Consider the following 15,625-nt stretch of genomic DNA (forward strand, 5'->3'; position numbering starts at 1 on the left):
ATTTGTGGTAGGGTTCTATTTTAGTAAACAGAATTCCATCTGCTAAACACTTCATCCAGTTAAGGAGAATACAATGACAAATTACATACATCTCGACGATGAACAAATTATGTACTATGTATACAACTTGAATTGGCATCTTCCGCAAGAAATACAGAACGAAGCAATGGAAATACTCGTTAACTTGCCTCCAGAAAAAGCAGGGATGTTACTTCCTACTTACGGAAAAGAGTGCTGGGAAAATGCGGTCCACCTTCTCAAGGAAATGGGCTATCCTCGGAATAAAGAAGCCTTGCCGAAAATTGCCGGTTTATTGCAAAACAGAAATTGGCCAGGAGCTCTAGAAGCAATTCAACTATTTGATGAGTTAGGTAAAACCATTAGTGTTCCGCACATTGAAAAAGAGTGTGAAAAAGCGGCCGAAGCTCATGATGGCGACTGGCTAGAACACCTATATTTTGCTGTGGAGCAATTAGGAATAGATGCACATGACTTCAGGAATCCCGTCTTATATGAAACTATGAAGAAGGCTGCTGAGGAATTGGATTGATTACATGTGTGATGAATCCGGTCAAATACTAGCGCAACTAATAAAGGTCGACTGGCATGCCCCCGGTATTTTACCGTCTGCATACCAGCCAACCAGCTGAATCACTCTATGTTATTTGGTTCCCAGCAAGCTTATTAAAGCTGCAATCGTTTTTGTGCAAGTCACTCTTCCCAGTAGTAATCATACGTGCCATTATAGGAGTGAAAACAAACCAGCTCCACCACTTCATCCGCTTTCACTTCAAATAGATAAAGGTCGTAGGTAAAAGTCTCACCTGTCACAATGTCCTTACCTGTCTCCTTGGCAGTAGATTTGAATGTCACCGTAACATTTTCGTAAGCGGCTCGGTAATTCTGTTCTAGGATCGTTTTGGCCTCCTCGGCAGAAAGTTGAAAGTTCTGCTTACCAGCCATCTTATACGTGTACGAATCCATTTTCCAAGTCCCGTCTTCTTTTTTCAGCTGATAGGTGATGAACCCGCCTCCACTCAAGGCATTTCCTAATTCAATCGTTTTGACAGACAGCAGATTTGCGGAAGGCTGCGTGACTTCAAAACGATCAGATGGCAGGTTTGTCGGAAATGGAAATAAAGTCGTATCACATTCATTGCAGGCATACGGATAGTATTCTTTTAATGTACGGTCTGTAAACTCCTTGGTTGCGTGCTTCAGCAGCTCAGGACGGAGCTCTTCAAATGTTTTTTTCTGGCTGACCCCCTCAACCAGTATCCATTCAATGGAACTTGAAAGTTGGCGGGTTAGATCCTCAACTTCCCCTGTACTTCCCCTCTGTTCAAGAGTTTTCTTAGCAACGATCGCTCGCTGCAAGGAAGTCACATAATATTCCCGGGTTACCGGCTCATTCGGTTCAAATTTACCTTTCACTCCATCCACCACTCGGTTTTCATATAGGGCATTTGCATGTTTGTAGCCCCAATGGCTTTGGGGTACATCGTCAAACGCCTGATAGGAAGATGCTTGGAAGGAAAAAGCCAGATCAAGCACCTTCGCAAGTTGAATACGGGTAATGGGCTCATCGGGGTTAAACTTGCCGACCGTTCCGCTCATGATGCCCGCCTCTGTCAATTTCATAATCGGTTTATAGTACGGGTGGTTTTTCGGAACGTCCTTGTAGACAATCTTTGATCCGGTCGGGTCTGGTAACTGTAAGGCCTTATCCAAGAGCTGCGCAACGTGTTTGCGGCTAATCGTGTCATTAGGCCGGAAAGTGCCATCCGGATAACCGCTAATATAGCCGGCTTTCTTCATCTCCTGAATCACTGAGTAATTTGGATGGCTTTTAGGAATATCTTTAAATTCCGCTAAAGCCGGCTTTGTTGATACCGTGCCTGATGATAAAACCATCATGATCGAAAAGAAGAATGTGATAAACACCTTTTTCATATCTCCATTCCTTTCTTGATTGATTACAATCCATGTGCATAAAACCAAAATGACCAGCAACACAAGATGATATGATATCCGGTTTATTATATGTGTAAAAAAGGCATTGCGAAACTTTACGCAATGCCCATTGTTTAATTGACTATTTCACTTCCGCTGCCATCATTTCACGCAGTTTATATTTCAGCAGCTTCCCTTGCAGACTCCGCGGCAGCTCTTCTACGAAATCGACAGAACGAGGCTTTTTATACCCGGCAAGTTTTCCTTCACAGAAATCGATGATCTCCTGCGCATCCGCTGTTTCACCAGGTTTTAGGACGACAATTGCTTTGACCGCTTCGCCCCATTTCAAATCGGGCACGCCGATGACAGCGACATCCAATATTTTCGGATGGCGATGCAGCACACCTTCGATTTCAGCCGGATAAACGTTCAATGCGCCCGACAGGATCATGTCCTGCTTGCGGTCCACGATGGAATAAAATCCGTCCTCGTCTTGAACTCCCATATCCCCAAGGCCAAGCCACTCGCCATGAAACGCTTCGGCAGTTGCTTCCGGATTTTTATAGTATTCATCACATAGCGTGAGGCCTTTTACTAAGAACTCACCCGGCTGTCCCGCTGGCACTTCATTCCCCTCATCGTCGACAAGCTTCACTTCCATGCCAAGCATCGGCACCCCGACGGATCGATCTTTATCCGCCTGATATTCTGGGAATAAATTCGTCGAACCACCATGCTCAGTTGCTCCGTAAAATTCATTCAGATCAGCACCCTTGAAGTATGCCATGATTTTCTCCTTCGTGCTCGAGTGAAGCGGGGCACCAACTGAGATCAGGGTCTTCATGGAACTAACATCAAATTGGCCAAGCACTTCTTCGGGCAATGAAAAGATCGCGTCAAACATCGGTGGAGCGAGAAACCCGCTCGTTGTTTTTTCGGTATCGATGGCTTTCAATACTTCGACTGGATGGAATTTCGGCAGAATATGCACAGGGTTTCCTACAAGCAGATTTGGAACAGATGTTGATAAAGCAGCCGCGCCATATAGCGGACCCGCCACTAATCCTTTACCCCCTCGCCCGATTCCAAACTCAATGCTGAAGAGCAGAGCAACCAAGTACATACTGCGATGAGAACGCACCGCCCCTTTCGGATATCCCGTCGTCCCGCCTGTATACATAATGCAAACGGTGTCTAGCTCCTCAACTGAATAGGAGAGACTCGGTTCTTCCTCTCCGGAGTTCTCAATCCAAGTCTCATACTCGAGCGACGCCACCTCTCCCATTCCACCAACTGACACGAAGAGCTTAACGTCCTTGGCCTGGTCGATAACCGTTCCAACTTCAGCATCAAACTCACTTCCGTAAATCAGCGCGACTGCCTCCGAATTATTGAGCACATACTCGATCTCTGGCCCAACAAAACGTGAATTGATTGGTACAAACACAGCCCCTACTTTCGCGCATGCGAACATCACCTCAAACAACTCATTGCAATTCACAAGCATGAACGCAATCTTGTCCCCTTTAGTCACGCCTGTTTCCAGCAATGCGTTCGACAACCGATTGATTCGTCTGTTGAATTGGTTATACGAAAACCGCTTCCCCTGATAGGACAAAGCCTCTTTCTCCCCATACCGAATCGCATTTTGCCTAATCGGATCCCCAAATAACATGTGTTGCATCATTCTCCCCCATTTTTCGTGTAATGACAATTGTTTCGACGGGTTGAGTGTAAACTCCTTCTTTTATCGAAATAGTATGATATTTCGAGAGATCGGTTGGTGTTTTGCTTAGCCATTTCAAACGGAACATATCCTCGCAACATTTTCCTATCTAAATAAAATCCAGCGTTTAACTATTTCTTCGAATATTTACTGTGTTTCTTACTCGTAGAATTCATCGATTTCAAAGTTTCTCTCATTCAGTTTCTTTATCATGTGATAGCTCACTTGCGTTTCCTTCACCTTATATGCAGGCCGTCCTTCCAGCCTGCACCGCAAATGACTGGCCCGCTTCACTTTTCGGTCGAATGAATAATAACTGATTTCAACGGTAATCATGCTACCGTTCATCATTTTCACCAAAGTACTTTTCTTGTCGATTGCTGTATAGCTATCAACATGGTGCAGCGCAAACCAGATACATTCAAAGTTTTCCGGCGACATACTTGGAAACCAATAAATCCCCATCTTTTCGCTTACCACAACAGGTTGCATGCTAATTTCACCAAGTATGGTTCTCGTTCCGTCTTTCGCCCCTTTAAGACTTGATCCATAGTAACGCAAAGCGGCATCCATTGTCTCTGTCGGGGACATGTCCATATCCTCTCTTCCATCTGTTCTCAAAACTACTGTATAAATACCTCCGTCGTCATTCCACTGTGGTAAGAACATCATTACTTCAGGATTCATCAATTCCGCCATGTTAATCTGCATTTTTATTCCTCCTCAATAGTTTTAACTTACTTTTTTCCGCTAGGAGGAGTATACTGACTATAAGTTGGTATACTCCAACCCGAATCCTCAGGTGTTGTCTACCACGACTCATGCACCTGGGGATTTCCTATTCACATATTGCTTTCACATATCCCTCACCCCCTTTACGCACATACAAGCTTCCAGGCGTGCTTTGATCTCTTATGCATGGTTTAAGCTTTGTAAAATCACCTTACATACCACTAATTACTTCATTTGATTCCTCTTTTTTCGCCTCATGTGCTAGATTGGTAAGTTGCGTTTGTAAGCGACCAATTTGAGCGATCCGCACAAAATTTCCATTGTATTTAATTTTTCCTGGATGTTTCTTTACTCCGGATATTCAGCTATTTAAATAGTTGAAAGACAGCTAGATTAATGCAATAGTTTCGAACTTGTAGACAATAATAGACAAAATGGGATATGGATGACGAGGGACGTTGGACCATCCGAAAAGTTGAAAATGGAAAGGAGTTTGCTGATATAGATCTAAAGGAGAAGAGTACGTTCGTTGGTAAATCAGCATCTTTCACGAATGGACAGGACTTCCCTGAAAAAATGGCCGACTGGATATGTAATGGTTCTATGTAGCGAATAATGCAATGACTGACTTCTGCAGAAATAAACGAAACTCTTGAATTGTGGCGTGAGCCAATTATAGAAAAAAGAGGTATGAGCTCACTATGTTTCATAATCAAAATAGGAATAAGACTACATGAATACTATTCGCAATTAAAGAAGTGGATTAAAGAAGTGGCTTAATTACACCCAAAAAGTTATTTTCCTAATCAATTGCCTGATACATGTCGTTCATAATTATAATGTTGATATATGCCAATATTCCTGTTCAAAGAGCTAAAATTGGATGAATGGCACTATTTCGAACTCAGTTCTTTTGTTTAAAATACACCTAATTATTCCATCTATGTACGAATCCTTCCTTACTTGATTACTCGATTCCAAGTATATAGCAGTCAATAATAAGAGTCAAATCATTCTGAAAGATTTTTATTTTTAGTATCTGCGCAGTTTATTTTCTCCTCTTTATATATTCTCCCCTCACTTAACTTATTCATTAAACAAGCTACAACATCTTTCTCTCCCCAAAAAAGAGACCGAGCGGCTTATACAGCCACTCGATCCCGTTCTTATTTCTATATTTATTCACCACTCACAGCTAGTGTATTACAGCATACAAACACCCCGCATTTCACTACCCTTGGGTTACCAGCAGCCTCCTCATCTTCAACAGGATCCGTTCCCTCCGTTTCTTAATAGCCGGAACCGAGACACCTGCCAAACACGCACACTCCGCCTGTGTCCGTCTTTCCGTAAACAACCACTTGAGCAACTCTCTTTCTTGCAGGCTCAACGCCTCAATCGCCAGCAGCAAAGTCTCATTCACCGGTTCCAACCATTCTTCCTTTGCTTCCACCCACTCCGTAAGCATCTCATTTTCAGTAGGAATCACATGCTCCTCAAACCGGCTCTCCCTTTTCAACTCATCCAGCATCGCACCCCGAATTGATCGATAAGCAAACGGCGTGAAATTGCCCTTTTCTTCATCAAAACGCAGCCACGCTTGCCAGAGGGCCACCCGTCCAATCTGCCGATACTGCTCAAAATCTCTATAGATATGCAGCTTTCGAATGTTCGCCGATATCATCGGCTCGTATTGCCTTAACACGTCTTCAAACTCTTTCAATCTCTTGGCCTTTCCGATCGTGCACGATGCCTCGTATTCCTAGGTGCCTTTAGAATAGTGGGACGGGACCTGTAACACCAATCGGATTTTTTACCATTTGACGGACGATATTATGAGTTTGATTAGAGGTTTCGAATCTTTCCAATACGGGTAAAGGATAAAAGTATATGGATTTTTACATCCTGGTTACTTTCTTACTCAATCTCTCCTCCCTATTTGCTTCTAAGTGATAAGTAGCAATTACCAACTAACAGATTACTTTAATAATGTTAACCCATACTTTCAAAACCTTCCTTCACAATCCTACGAATGGATACTTAGTACTATGAATTCTTTATACATATTTCTATATTTAAAAATGAAACAAATCTTTATTTAACAAGTGTTTTCTCATACACTAAAATGTATCCGCTTTCTTAACTGGATTATTTGTGGAAATATTTTTAGTTATAATGTACTATTGAAAGGTAAAGAGAAAATAGAACTAGGAGGGGGATTTTTTGATTCTCACGGACACTACATCAGAACGACATCTTTTGAATGATTTTCTCACTTTCACATTTACTCATCCGCTTCTCATTCATGACAAGAAGAGACGGATTTTTATATGGGGACATTCAATGGAACTCCCAGTTCAAAATGGAAAGTACACCGGTGATTCATTAGATTTGATTGGTACAGATGAAACCGGCAACGTTTGGCTCATCTCGAAGAAAACGACCGAATCCCATGAGGACAATTTAAAATACGGTTGGTCCCTACTCAATGCTTATGCCAATACACTACGGAAATGGTCGGAGACTGAACTGGTCTTAAGTGCAAGGCGATATTTACTAAAAGTAAACAAAAGCTTTCCCTACCCGCCATACCTACCGCACGCCACAAGCGGGCTTTCGGATGCGTTCGGCCAATGGGCCATGACATTAGGAAAAAAATATGTGGATGGCCTGGCGCTCTACGAATTGACAATGCTGAAAATAAAGAACAAGGAAGCCATTCACTGCTTGTTGTCCGATCAGGATGAAGAGGAGATTTGGAATAACCGGCCTTCCGATACGGTTACGACCCGGGCAATTATTATGTTCTCGGGTGGAGAGGCGAAGATTTGGAGGGAGGGGCCTCTTGAGAAGGATCCAGGCGTCATTGGAAGCCATTGGAAACACGGTACATGGACATCCGTCACGGAGCGTCCAGGACCGGTGAAACCAACTCCGGAGCGGCTTCCTCTACTGTTGACAGATAGCGTCATCCCTACCTATACTTCCATCTTAAGGTTCATGGAGGAGCTGGGATGGAACGGCAAATATACGGCCAATCCCAAGGCATTCCGCTTCGACCTGCCAACGATCTACGGCGAGCCGATACGGATCCATATTGGCTGGGTGAAAGTAGAAGAGACGAACAGCAGCCAAGCACGCACACCGTATCAGCTCGGGTTGAAGTTCAATATTGACTTCAAGCAATTCATTCGTTCAAGTAATAGAGAGTTGCAGGACATAGGTTATTCGCTTGCTAAGCGGTTAGCGAGAAAAGCACGTTATCACAATAAAGGGACGGACTTCTCTATTCTAGAATCCGGTTGGACAGTCGAGGATGTGCGATCGACTAGTTGGGAAGGCGATATGTATCGATTTATCGATGACAAAAACCGATACTTTACCGGCCTGCCGGAAGAACAACAAGACTTAGAGGAAGTCTTTCTCTTTTTACAGGAAATTGTTTCAAGGAATGGATAAGAAGGAAACGTTATTTGGAAGAAAGCGGACAGCAGTCAGGAGTAGTAGAATTGAAAAAAATTAAAATCAAGATACCAGATGGTTTGCTTGAAGGGAGGATATGTTTGGCAGAATTCATCCATCCCGAGCAGCAAGAGATCGCCATTGTTCTAGTAGGAGATAACATGGATGAGAAAAAATTAAAGACACATGCTTCCCACATTATCCGAGTCTGTTTCTTTCTACTAGTAGACGGTGAATATCATTACGTAAAGGAGTTGGAATCCTTCTCATTTAATGATTTCCGTACTGCTCAAGCCCTTCTCCTGTCATTGCCGAGTATGTCGGCTTTTGATTTGATGATCTATCAGAACGGGATTGGGTTGTCGCAAAGTAATATGCTGCAATAATTTTTGAAATAAGATACGAAATAATAAAACAGCAATCATTCAGGAATCATATGAATGGTTGCTGTTTTATTATTGTTTACAGATTCTAGTTTTGAGCGAGTATGAGCTAAAACCAGAAGAATGAATTATAATAGTATAACCACAGAGGAAAATTCTTCTTCGAAACACATATACAAATAGCCATACTCATCCATCTTACATATAGCATTCCGCTTTTCCACCATACCCAGCGTTGTGAAGTAAAAAGCTTTAACATGTATCATATTTGTTTTTTTACATTCAAAGCGGTATATCATGAGAGCCTCAGACTGTTGTTTAGCATTTTTATGTAAAACCATATCATTCAAAAATGCAATACGGTCTAAAGTCTCCACATTTTGAATCCCGATGATTTGGCGCGGAATATAGCCATCATCTGTTTCAGAAAAAAGCTTTTCAATAGTTTCAACGTCTTTTGACCAGACATTCTCCCGTTCCAAGTGCAAAGCGAGATAAATATAGTGATCGGCATCTATCCTCTTGTCCCACTTCCACCACGACAAATCCATTGGACGGGACCGCCCTTTCACATGATCAAATTTTGAATCCTCAATAAAAACATCGTACCCAAGCAGTTCGCCAAGCGTTCCAAAATAATCGATTTCTTTCCGTGTAAACATGGAGCGATTATGCTCACCCGTAAGATTTAAACGACGATAGTTTCGTACATACCCATCGAAAAATTGAAGTAGATTAACAATATTGTGTTCCATAAGTTCCCCCCAAATCGGATCTTAGAAAGCAAACGATAGTAATTCATTAAGTAGGATTATCACAAAGAGCAGTGTAAGACAAATTTGCGGTCATGTTCTCTTGGTTGGCCTGTCACGTGGAATCCACGTCGGACCCTCCCAAAGGAAAAGTAAGGTCACTTTCTCACCATTTCTTTCTTCTCTTTGAAGCCTAAGCTTCCCCTCCATCATTAACTTACATAACCCAATTTCTGTTTGCGGACCCCATTCACTTACTTTATCCTTTTTTGGATCAAAAGGAGTAATATAAGTCGGGAATTCAATTGCCAAAGATTCAATTGTACTCATATTCAAGTGATAGATTGATCCGTGGTGATTTCCTATATTGAAGGGCACCACTTCTTGATTATATCGAAAGCCAAATAAACCATTTGTATAAGAAGGACCTACGAATTCATTAACCAAGATAATTTTTTCTTCCACCATCATCACTCCATTTATAATAATTTGGGTGCTTCTTGATGATTTCCTTAGACCACATTTCAATTCAAATCGCCAAGCATTCCTGTAGATCATGCATAACTCCGATAGTCCCAAGTAGGCTAGAACTTCCTAATCATGAACCATTTCCATATTGTCCTCTCATACTTATGTAAGGTTTTACTTGTATCTCTTATTATCTGTATGAATTACAATCCAAAAAAAGCTTCCAATTTTTCAATTGTAAACTGATTACTTAATTTATAGGCTGAGTTTTGATTAGCACGCAAGCCCTTTGTCCAATAGGCTTGTTCAATTGGTAATTCTTTAATCCAATCCACCGCAACAATATATTCACACTTGTCCATGTCATCAAGGTCATGCTTAAAATTGTTTTGCTCCAGATCACAATCAAGTAAACGCATTTCTTTCTCATGATACGTGATTATTGCCTCTTTCAATGGTACGGATATTCTTGTTACGGTCCCCACACCGACGTATCCTTTTCCTGGAACCATACAAAATACACGGGCACCTACAAATAGATTTCGAAGTGTCTGACTGAACCATTTGCCGTTCCCAGCAGAAATATAACCATATTTCCTGGCATCGTTCCAGCTTCGGGATGGTCCATCTTCAAAGTTGACGACAAAATCATTTTGGTTCCAGCTTTCCTTCTTTTTATCCTTTTGCGTCACGGCTGCTTTCTCCTCAGCCACTTCTGGATCGATGAGCCATGTTCTCGTTAAATACTCCTGGTCTCCATCCTTGAAGTACCTAAAATACACCGCATTAATCGGAACATTATAGTTCGTCGACAAGTACTGGATAATTCGCTCGGTTGCCGAATCAAGTTCCGCGCACACAATGATCATTTGATGTGAATTGTTGAGTTCCTCTGGAAGCCCAGTATTAAATTTTGTCTCGAATGCCTCCTCCAAGGAACCACTATTCTTCCCATATAAATTAACAATCTCATCATAAGACAGTGCTTGAACCCAGCTAGCATAATCCAGTGCCTGCGCAGTCACTTCCCGGGGAGTTTGATGTTTCTTTAACTCATAGATGATTAACTCACCTTCTGCGTTCATACCAAGAATATCGATATATTTTCCTTGACGGGTAGCAATTTGTCTACCAATAATTAGGACTCCCTCATCAATAATTGAAAAGTCCTTCTCCAGTATCTCTTCCAGTTTCAATTCAGATTCAATTGGCGAGAAAAGAATCCTATCTACCTGAGAACCTGCCACCTTCCAGATTCCAACTTCAATCGGCATTTACTCCGCCCCCTGTTACTATGTATTTGGCAAATAAACAGTAAAATCTCTACGCCACTCTTACTACTTCAATTGTAACGAGTCAGAATCCTTCTTTCCTTAAGTCAATCTAAATCTCTTTCACCAAGCATCGGGATGTGCAGGATTTTGTTTTCCAAATAATATAAGCAAGAATCCCAGCCCTCACATCTGACCAAGATCCTTGCTATTCCTAAAACTATCTTTCCACAAAGGTATGTTGTTCGAGGAAACATGCTCTTCTTGTTTTTTTACCCTCAATTTTAGACGCCTTTTTATTAATACTGCGATCATACTAGGAGATGAATAATAATGCATTATAAAAATTTTCATTAGTTGATTGTGGCTTACATTGAAGATGTTTCAATATGAAAAAGCCATTAGAACAGAACGCTTTCTAATGGCTGGTTTGATAGATTCTCTTCCTCAAACAGATATGTGAATTTAAAAGCAAGAACCATCACAATAATTCCCCGGATAGTATTGTCATGCGAGTTGCTTACACAATGTCCTTAAACCGGTTAATGACATACTCGTCAAACGATAATTGAAGGGACGTCATTTTCTTTTCATTCATAGGAAGGAATTCATGCACCTGATCCTGTTCATCACATAAAATATAGTTGCTTCCACCTAGATTTTCTATGACAACGAATCCTTCCAGACCATCGAAATTTTCTCGGGCTTTTTTAGTGCTTACAATCAAATCGGAAGACATTTTCTGTCTTTCATTAATGCCATGCAATTCGATGAATTGAAAGATCAAAAACCCGTATGTTGTCAAATAGGATTTCAGTTGCTCGCCAAATGCGAAAGAGAGCAATTCCTCTGCCTCTTGGATCGTTTTGATGCTCGGCTTGACGGGACTCGTCAAAATATCTGCCGAATGACTTTGTACAAACTGATCGATTCTGCTCATGCTCCTACCTCCTCAGCCGCACGACTTTTCCAGTGGTTTGGCCGCTCGACATTATTGTACTGGTTTTTCAATGACGCATCATTTCTCCAGCTTTCCGTTTCTTTAGTGTGCAGCGTCTTATATTCTTTCCCGTGTTCACTATCTGCAGTCAGCTCTGCAAAAGGCGAGTCTGCTTCTTGTCCGATATGATGCAATTCGATTTTTTCACCTGTTTTCGCGTCCACTGGCGAAAGTCCTTTTTCCATCAATTCGCGGTTTGTTAATCCTGTCTTTTCATCGACGTAATCCATATCGATGTCCCGGATGAGACAAGGCCGGCCGTTAATGGTCGTCTCTTTCAAGCCTGCATCTCTGTAAACCTCATACTCTTCCCAACTGCTAATATGGGCGATCACTTCATCCGAATAGCCGCTCTCTTCCTTAATCCGGACTTTCTGTTCATCCGTCAACGCACTGTTCATTCCCTCAACGTCTTGAACATCATTTACAGCGACTTCGTTCATAATCGGCAGATTGGCATCCTCGTAGCTTGTGATCGTCTCGGGTTCCAAGTCCTTCGCAAATGCAGGGACGTCTGAACTTCCTTTTAAGACATCCTGTTGAGGAACTTCGGAAACTTCCTTCGTCAGCATCTCTATCATAACCAAAACGCCTTCTTTCTACTATCCTCCACCCAATTAAAATAGAACTCTTTGAATCCCGGCTTTTCAACTGAATGGTAATATAAAATACTTTGCGTCAGTGCGCGTTCAAGCTCCGGTTGTTCAATCTGGACAAATCTTCTAACCGCTTGACCCATTCTTTCATTATACATTTCGAAGTTTTTGGCTTCCTTCGCATACCCGATGAACTTTTCTCCATCGATAAGCTTCCAAATTACAGCTGAAAGCTCATGGAATTCTTCTTGCTCCCAGTACTTCATCTTTTTCGTTGTCTGGAACCGGCCAAGTTCCGCAAGCAACTCCTGTTTTAGAAGACGATCCATCGGCACAGTGGAAAGCCAACTTTTCAACCCTTCAGTTTCTACAATCAATTCATCGACTTGATCCTCTACAGAAATCCGCCCTAGTAAAAGGATGCGCATTAAGGAACCCATATTTTTCTTCCGTTCATTCAACAGCATGGATTCATTGTACTCATGAATATATCCTTGCACTTTATCATGTCTTTCAATTTCGCATAATACAGGCTGTAGCCAATTGTTTTGATAAATGACAGCGACTCCTGTTTTCAATTTCGGAATTTCATTGATTTGGTCTTCACTTAAACTTGCAGAAGCACCGACCTCTTCGCGATCAGAGCCGTCCGGAAGCCGTAATATAATCTTCGTGTTTGTATTGCGTATTGCAGAGAAATCCAATAGGTTTGGCGATTGGTCTGCTATGATGAACCCTTCACCGTACGTCCTCATTTCCGCCATCGCATTCGTAATCATTTCAACAGATTTCCCTTGAAGATTTGCCCCTTCCTGTGACTGTTGGCTCGATGTTCGACGTAAAAGATGATGCGCCTCTTCCAAAACGGTAATATGTTTCAGCTTCTGATTCATGCCGAGCGATTCAGACATTCTATGTTCCTGCAATCTCATGAATAAAATCCCCATGAGCAGCGACTTCGTTTCAGTTGAGCCGATGCGACTTAGGTCGATCAAACAGTTTTCATCGAATAAAATATCGTTCGGCGTTTCCTCATCAGCGAATAATTTTCCGACCAACCCGTTTGTCAATGATTTTACCCGTGTAACGAGTGCACCGATATAATTGCTTTTCAGCTCTTCCGAATAAGCGGATTCATTAATAACTTCAGGGAGGATTTTCAGCAAATCATTCAATGTCGGGTAAATCGGCTGCAAATCGAAATGCATCGAGCTATCCAAATCCCAACCGACAAATTCATACGTACGCTCGATCGCATCTTTCAACACAGCGGGCATAGCGGCGTACATCGGCCAACACGCATTGAAAATCTCAACTAAGCGGTCGATATGTTCGAGCACGTGGACTTCTTCCGGAAATCTGAATGGGTTAATTGTAAATAAAGGTGCAAATTTAGGGTTCGTGCCGAAGACATGGACATCCCTACGCCCACCGAAGATTTGCTTGTACTCCCCTTTTGCCGGCTCGATGACGAGGAACTTGACACCTTTGCGATTCGCTTCGTCAAGAATTTTATACACAGCGTTCGATTTACCTGCCCCCGTCGATCCGGTGATGAATGTATGCATTGCTAAACTGTTCAAATCCAATTGGACAGGTGTATTTTCCGGCCTTCCCATATGAAACACTTGCCCGATCGTAATCTGCTCGTCCTTCGAATCGTTCGGATCATACGTCATCACATTCCGGCCGAATTCCGCAGATTCGACGACAGGAATTCCACTGATCGACTTTTGCGGCAAGCCGAATTGGATCGCCAATTCTTTTCCGTTTACTAATGAACCCGGGGATACGAATGGCAGTCCAGACTCATTTGTTTTGTATTCAATCAACGGATGATGCAACTTTTTCAAGTAGTTGCCGACTTCGAGCAAATTGCGCTTATTCTGATGATCCCATGTATTGATGAATGAATGTTCGACAGAAGAATTTTCCCCACGCATGATTGCTTTATACGTACTTGCCGCCACGAGTGATGTTTGAGGGTTTTCCGATAGGAAGTATGTTGCGCAATTCCACATCCCGAAGTCTTCGGAGCTTTTTAGCCGAATCAGCTGCTCGTCGATTTTCTCCAGCAGATTCGTTACGGATTTGTTTTCAAATTTCATCTGTAGGTTTCTTGTCTGTCCAGTCGTCCACGCTTCGGACTCGTTTTCTGTTGTCGACGTGGAATCCGAAGTTCCTTTTGTGGAAGACGTGCCTGTTGAAGTGGAACTGTTCTTCGAAGTCGCAGTGCTGTTGCTTTCGCCTTTTGTTTTATTCCCCATCAGCCCACCGACAGCTCCGCCAGCCATCGTGACGCCAATTCCCACAATCGGGTTCACAGCCATCAATGCCATTCCGACAAGCCCCGCGCCCGACGCAATCGGATTCTTCGTAGTCGAGGAGTTCGTGCCTGTCGTTACGGTGTCAGATTGACCTTGCGTGTAATTTTGCGTATCCGTCAAGCTTTCATTCACAGTATGTGTGAACCCTTTCGTGATGCCTTCTGTAACTGTCTGACTATCATTCGCGCCGAAGCTCAATTCGGATGTTTGGAAGGGGACCAGCTGCGAATATAATTTTTCATAACCTTGGCGTATGGTAGAAATCTGCTGGAAGCTGACAGAATCAGCGACAAATACAGCGGAAAACTTTTCACCTTTCATCGCATCAATCAGTTTCTCAATACCTTGTACGAACTTTGATTTATCCTCCTCTTTCAAGGAAGGAATCCCTGAAACCGACGAGATCACTTTCTCAGTGGATGACAAATCGGATGTAAAGACACGTTCAATGATGTTTTCAATTTCCGAATTCCGCAAACTTCTTATATCACTGCCAGAAAAATTCCCGGCAAAGCTCTTTTCGAGCGCCTCCTTGGCCGGATTGGCAAGCTGATGAGCTGTGCTCGTCCTTATGCCGACATAGAGATCCGTATGATCTCCATCGCTATCGATCAAGAAGATGAGCGAGCTGTCAATATTGCCGATTGTATTGAAAACCGTAGCCAATTTATCGAGATTGCTTTCGTTTTTATCGTAGACGAGTTTATTCACTTTAAACAGACGTACATTGTTTTGCGTATTGAACGCCTGAATTTCCTTCGGCAACGTCGCAACATTGCATTCAGCCAACTCACTCAAATAGTTCTTTTCCACAAATTCATTCGACAGTACAAATGCTCGTTGGAGCTCTTCCTGCTTTCGTGTATCCAGTTCATGCATTGGAAAACTCCCCTTCCTATTCTTTAGTCATCTGCATTAAGTTCATCAGATGTTCCGCCATCTCTTGGTTTTC

The 15,625-nt window shown here is 42.4% G+C and carries 13 protein-coding genes; 3 read left to right on the plus strand and 10 right to left on the minus strand.

Translation table 11 applies throughout. The features are described from left to right. Positions 1–73: 73 nt before the first annotated feature. On the plus strand, positions 74–550 hold the full coding sequence (locus ACSW3C_RS09040; RefSeq protein ID WP_486562221.1) for a hypothetical protein: 477 nt from the start codon (positions 74–76) through the stop codon (positions 548–550). 161 nt (positions 551–711) lie between these two features. Here the strand turns inward: ACSW3C_RS09040 and ACSW3C_RS09045 are convergent, their stop codons facing one another. The 4 genes from ACSW3C_RS09045 to ACSW3C_RS09060 form a co-directional block, all read right to left on the minus strand. Further along, positions 712–1,953: an S-layer homology domain-containing protein gene (locus ACSW3C_RS09045; RefSeq protein ID WP_486562222.1), complete on the minus strand. Its 1,242-nt coding sequence runs from the start codon at positions 1,951–1,953 to the stop codon at positions 712–714. A gap of 142 nt (positions 1,954–2,095) precedes the next feature. Then, positions 2,096–3,640, minus strand: coding sequence for a class I adenylate-forming enzyme family protein (locus ACSW3C_RS09050; protein ID WP_486562223.1), 1,545 nt, complete (start codon positions 3,638–3,640; stop codon positions 2,096–2,098). Between the two features lie 201 nt (positions 3,641–3,841). Further along, positions 3,842–4,393, minus strand: coding sequence for a competence protein ComK (locus tag ACSW3C_RS09055; RefSeq protein WP_486562225.1), 552 nt, complete (start codon positions 4,391–4,393; stop codon positions 3,842–3,844). A gap of 1,252 nt (positions 4,394–5,645) precedes the next feature. Continuing rightward, positions 5,646–6,137, minus strand: a complete 492-nt coding sequence (locus tag ACSW3C_RS09060) for a sigma-70 family RNA polymerase sigma factor (RefSeq protein WP_486562226.1) — start codon at positions 6,135–6,137, stop codon at positions 5,646–5,648. A 620-nt stretch (positions 6,138–6,757) separates the two neighbouring features. Between ACSW3C_RS09060 and ACSW3C_RS09065 the strand changes: the two genes are divergently transcribed. Both ACSW3C_RS09065 and ACSW3C_RS09070 read left to right on the plus strand, forming a co-directional pair. Continuing rightward, the gene (locus ACSW3C_RS09065) at positions 6,758–7,873 is read left to right on the plus strand and encodes a hypothetical protein (RefSeq protein WP_486562227.1); all 1,116 of its coding nucleotides are present in this window, start codon (positions 6,758–6,760) and stop codon (positions 7,871–7,873) included. A 50-nt stretch (positions 7,874–7,923) separates the two neighbouring features. Further along, complete coding sequence (locus ACSW3C_RS09070) at positions 7,924–8,262, plus strand: hypothetical protein (protein ID WP_486562228.1); 339 nt, start codon at positions 7,924–7,926, stop codon at positions 8,260–8,262. Positions 8,263–8,387: 125 nt separating this feature from the next. On the opposite strand, the gene ACSW3C_RS09075 is transcribed toward ACSW3C_RS09070, so the two are convergent. From ACSW3C_RS09075 to ACSW3C_RS09100, 6 genes are all read right to left on the minus strand, one after another. Next, a complete protein-coding gene (locus ACSW3C_RS09075; protein WP_486562229.1) occupies positions 8,388–9,014 on the minus strand; it encodes a hypothetical protein in 627 nt (208 codons plus the stop codon). Positions 9,015–9,104: 90 nt separating this feature from the next. Then, positions 9,105–9,476, minus strand: a complete 372-nt coding sequence (locus ACSW3C_RS09080; protein WP_486562230.1) for a hypothetical protein — start codon at positions 9,474–9,476, stop codon at positions 9,105–9,107. 206 nt (positions 9,477–9,682) lie between these two features. Further along, positions 9,683–10,753 carry an endonuclease NucS domain-containing protein gene (locus tag ACSW3C_RS09085; RefSeq protein WP_486562231.1) on the minus strand — a complete coding sequence of 357 codons (1,071 nt, stop codon included), beginning with the start codon at positions 10,751–10,753 and terminating at the stop codon, positions 9,683–9,685. 517 nt (positions 10,754–11,270) lie between these two features. Next, positions 11,271–11,690 carry an SMI1/KNR4 family protein gene (locus ACSW3C_RS09090; protein WP_486562232.1) on the minus strand — a complete coding sequence of 140 codons (420 nt, stop codon included), beginning with the start codon at positions 11,688–11,690 and terminating at the stop codon, positions 11,271–11,273. Further along, positions 11,687–12,331: an HNH/ENDO VII family nuclease gene (locus ACSW3C_RS09095; RefSeq protein WP_486562233.1), complete on the minus strand. Its 645-nt coding sequence runs from the start codon at positions 12,329–12,331 to the stop codon at positions 11,687–11,689. Before ACSW3C_RS09095 ends, ACSW3C_RS09090 begins: the two co-directional genes overlap by 4 nt. Continuing rightward, on the minus strand, positions 12,328–15,552 hold the full coding sequence (locus tag ACSW3C_RS09100; RefSeq protein WP_486562234.1) for an ATP-binding protein: 3,225 nt from the start codon (positions 15,550–15,552) through the stop codon (positions 12,328–12,330). The genes ACSW3C_RS09095 and ACSW3C_RS09100 overlap by 4 nt, the downstream gene beginning before the upstream one ends. Between the last annotated feature and the right edge of the window lie 73 nt (positions 15,553–15,625).

Source organism: Sporosarcina sp. AD_1, from assembly GCF_057373025.1.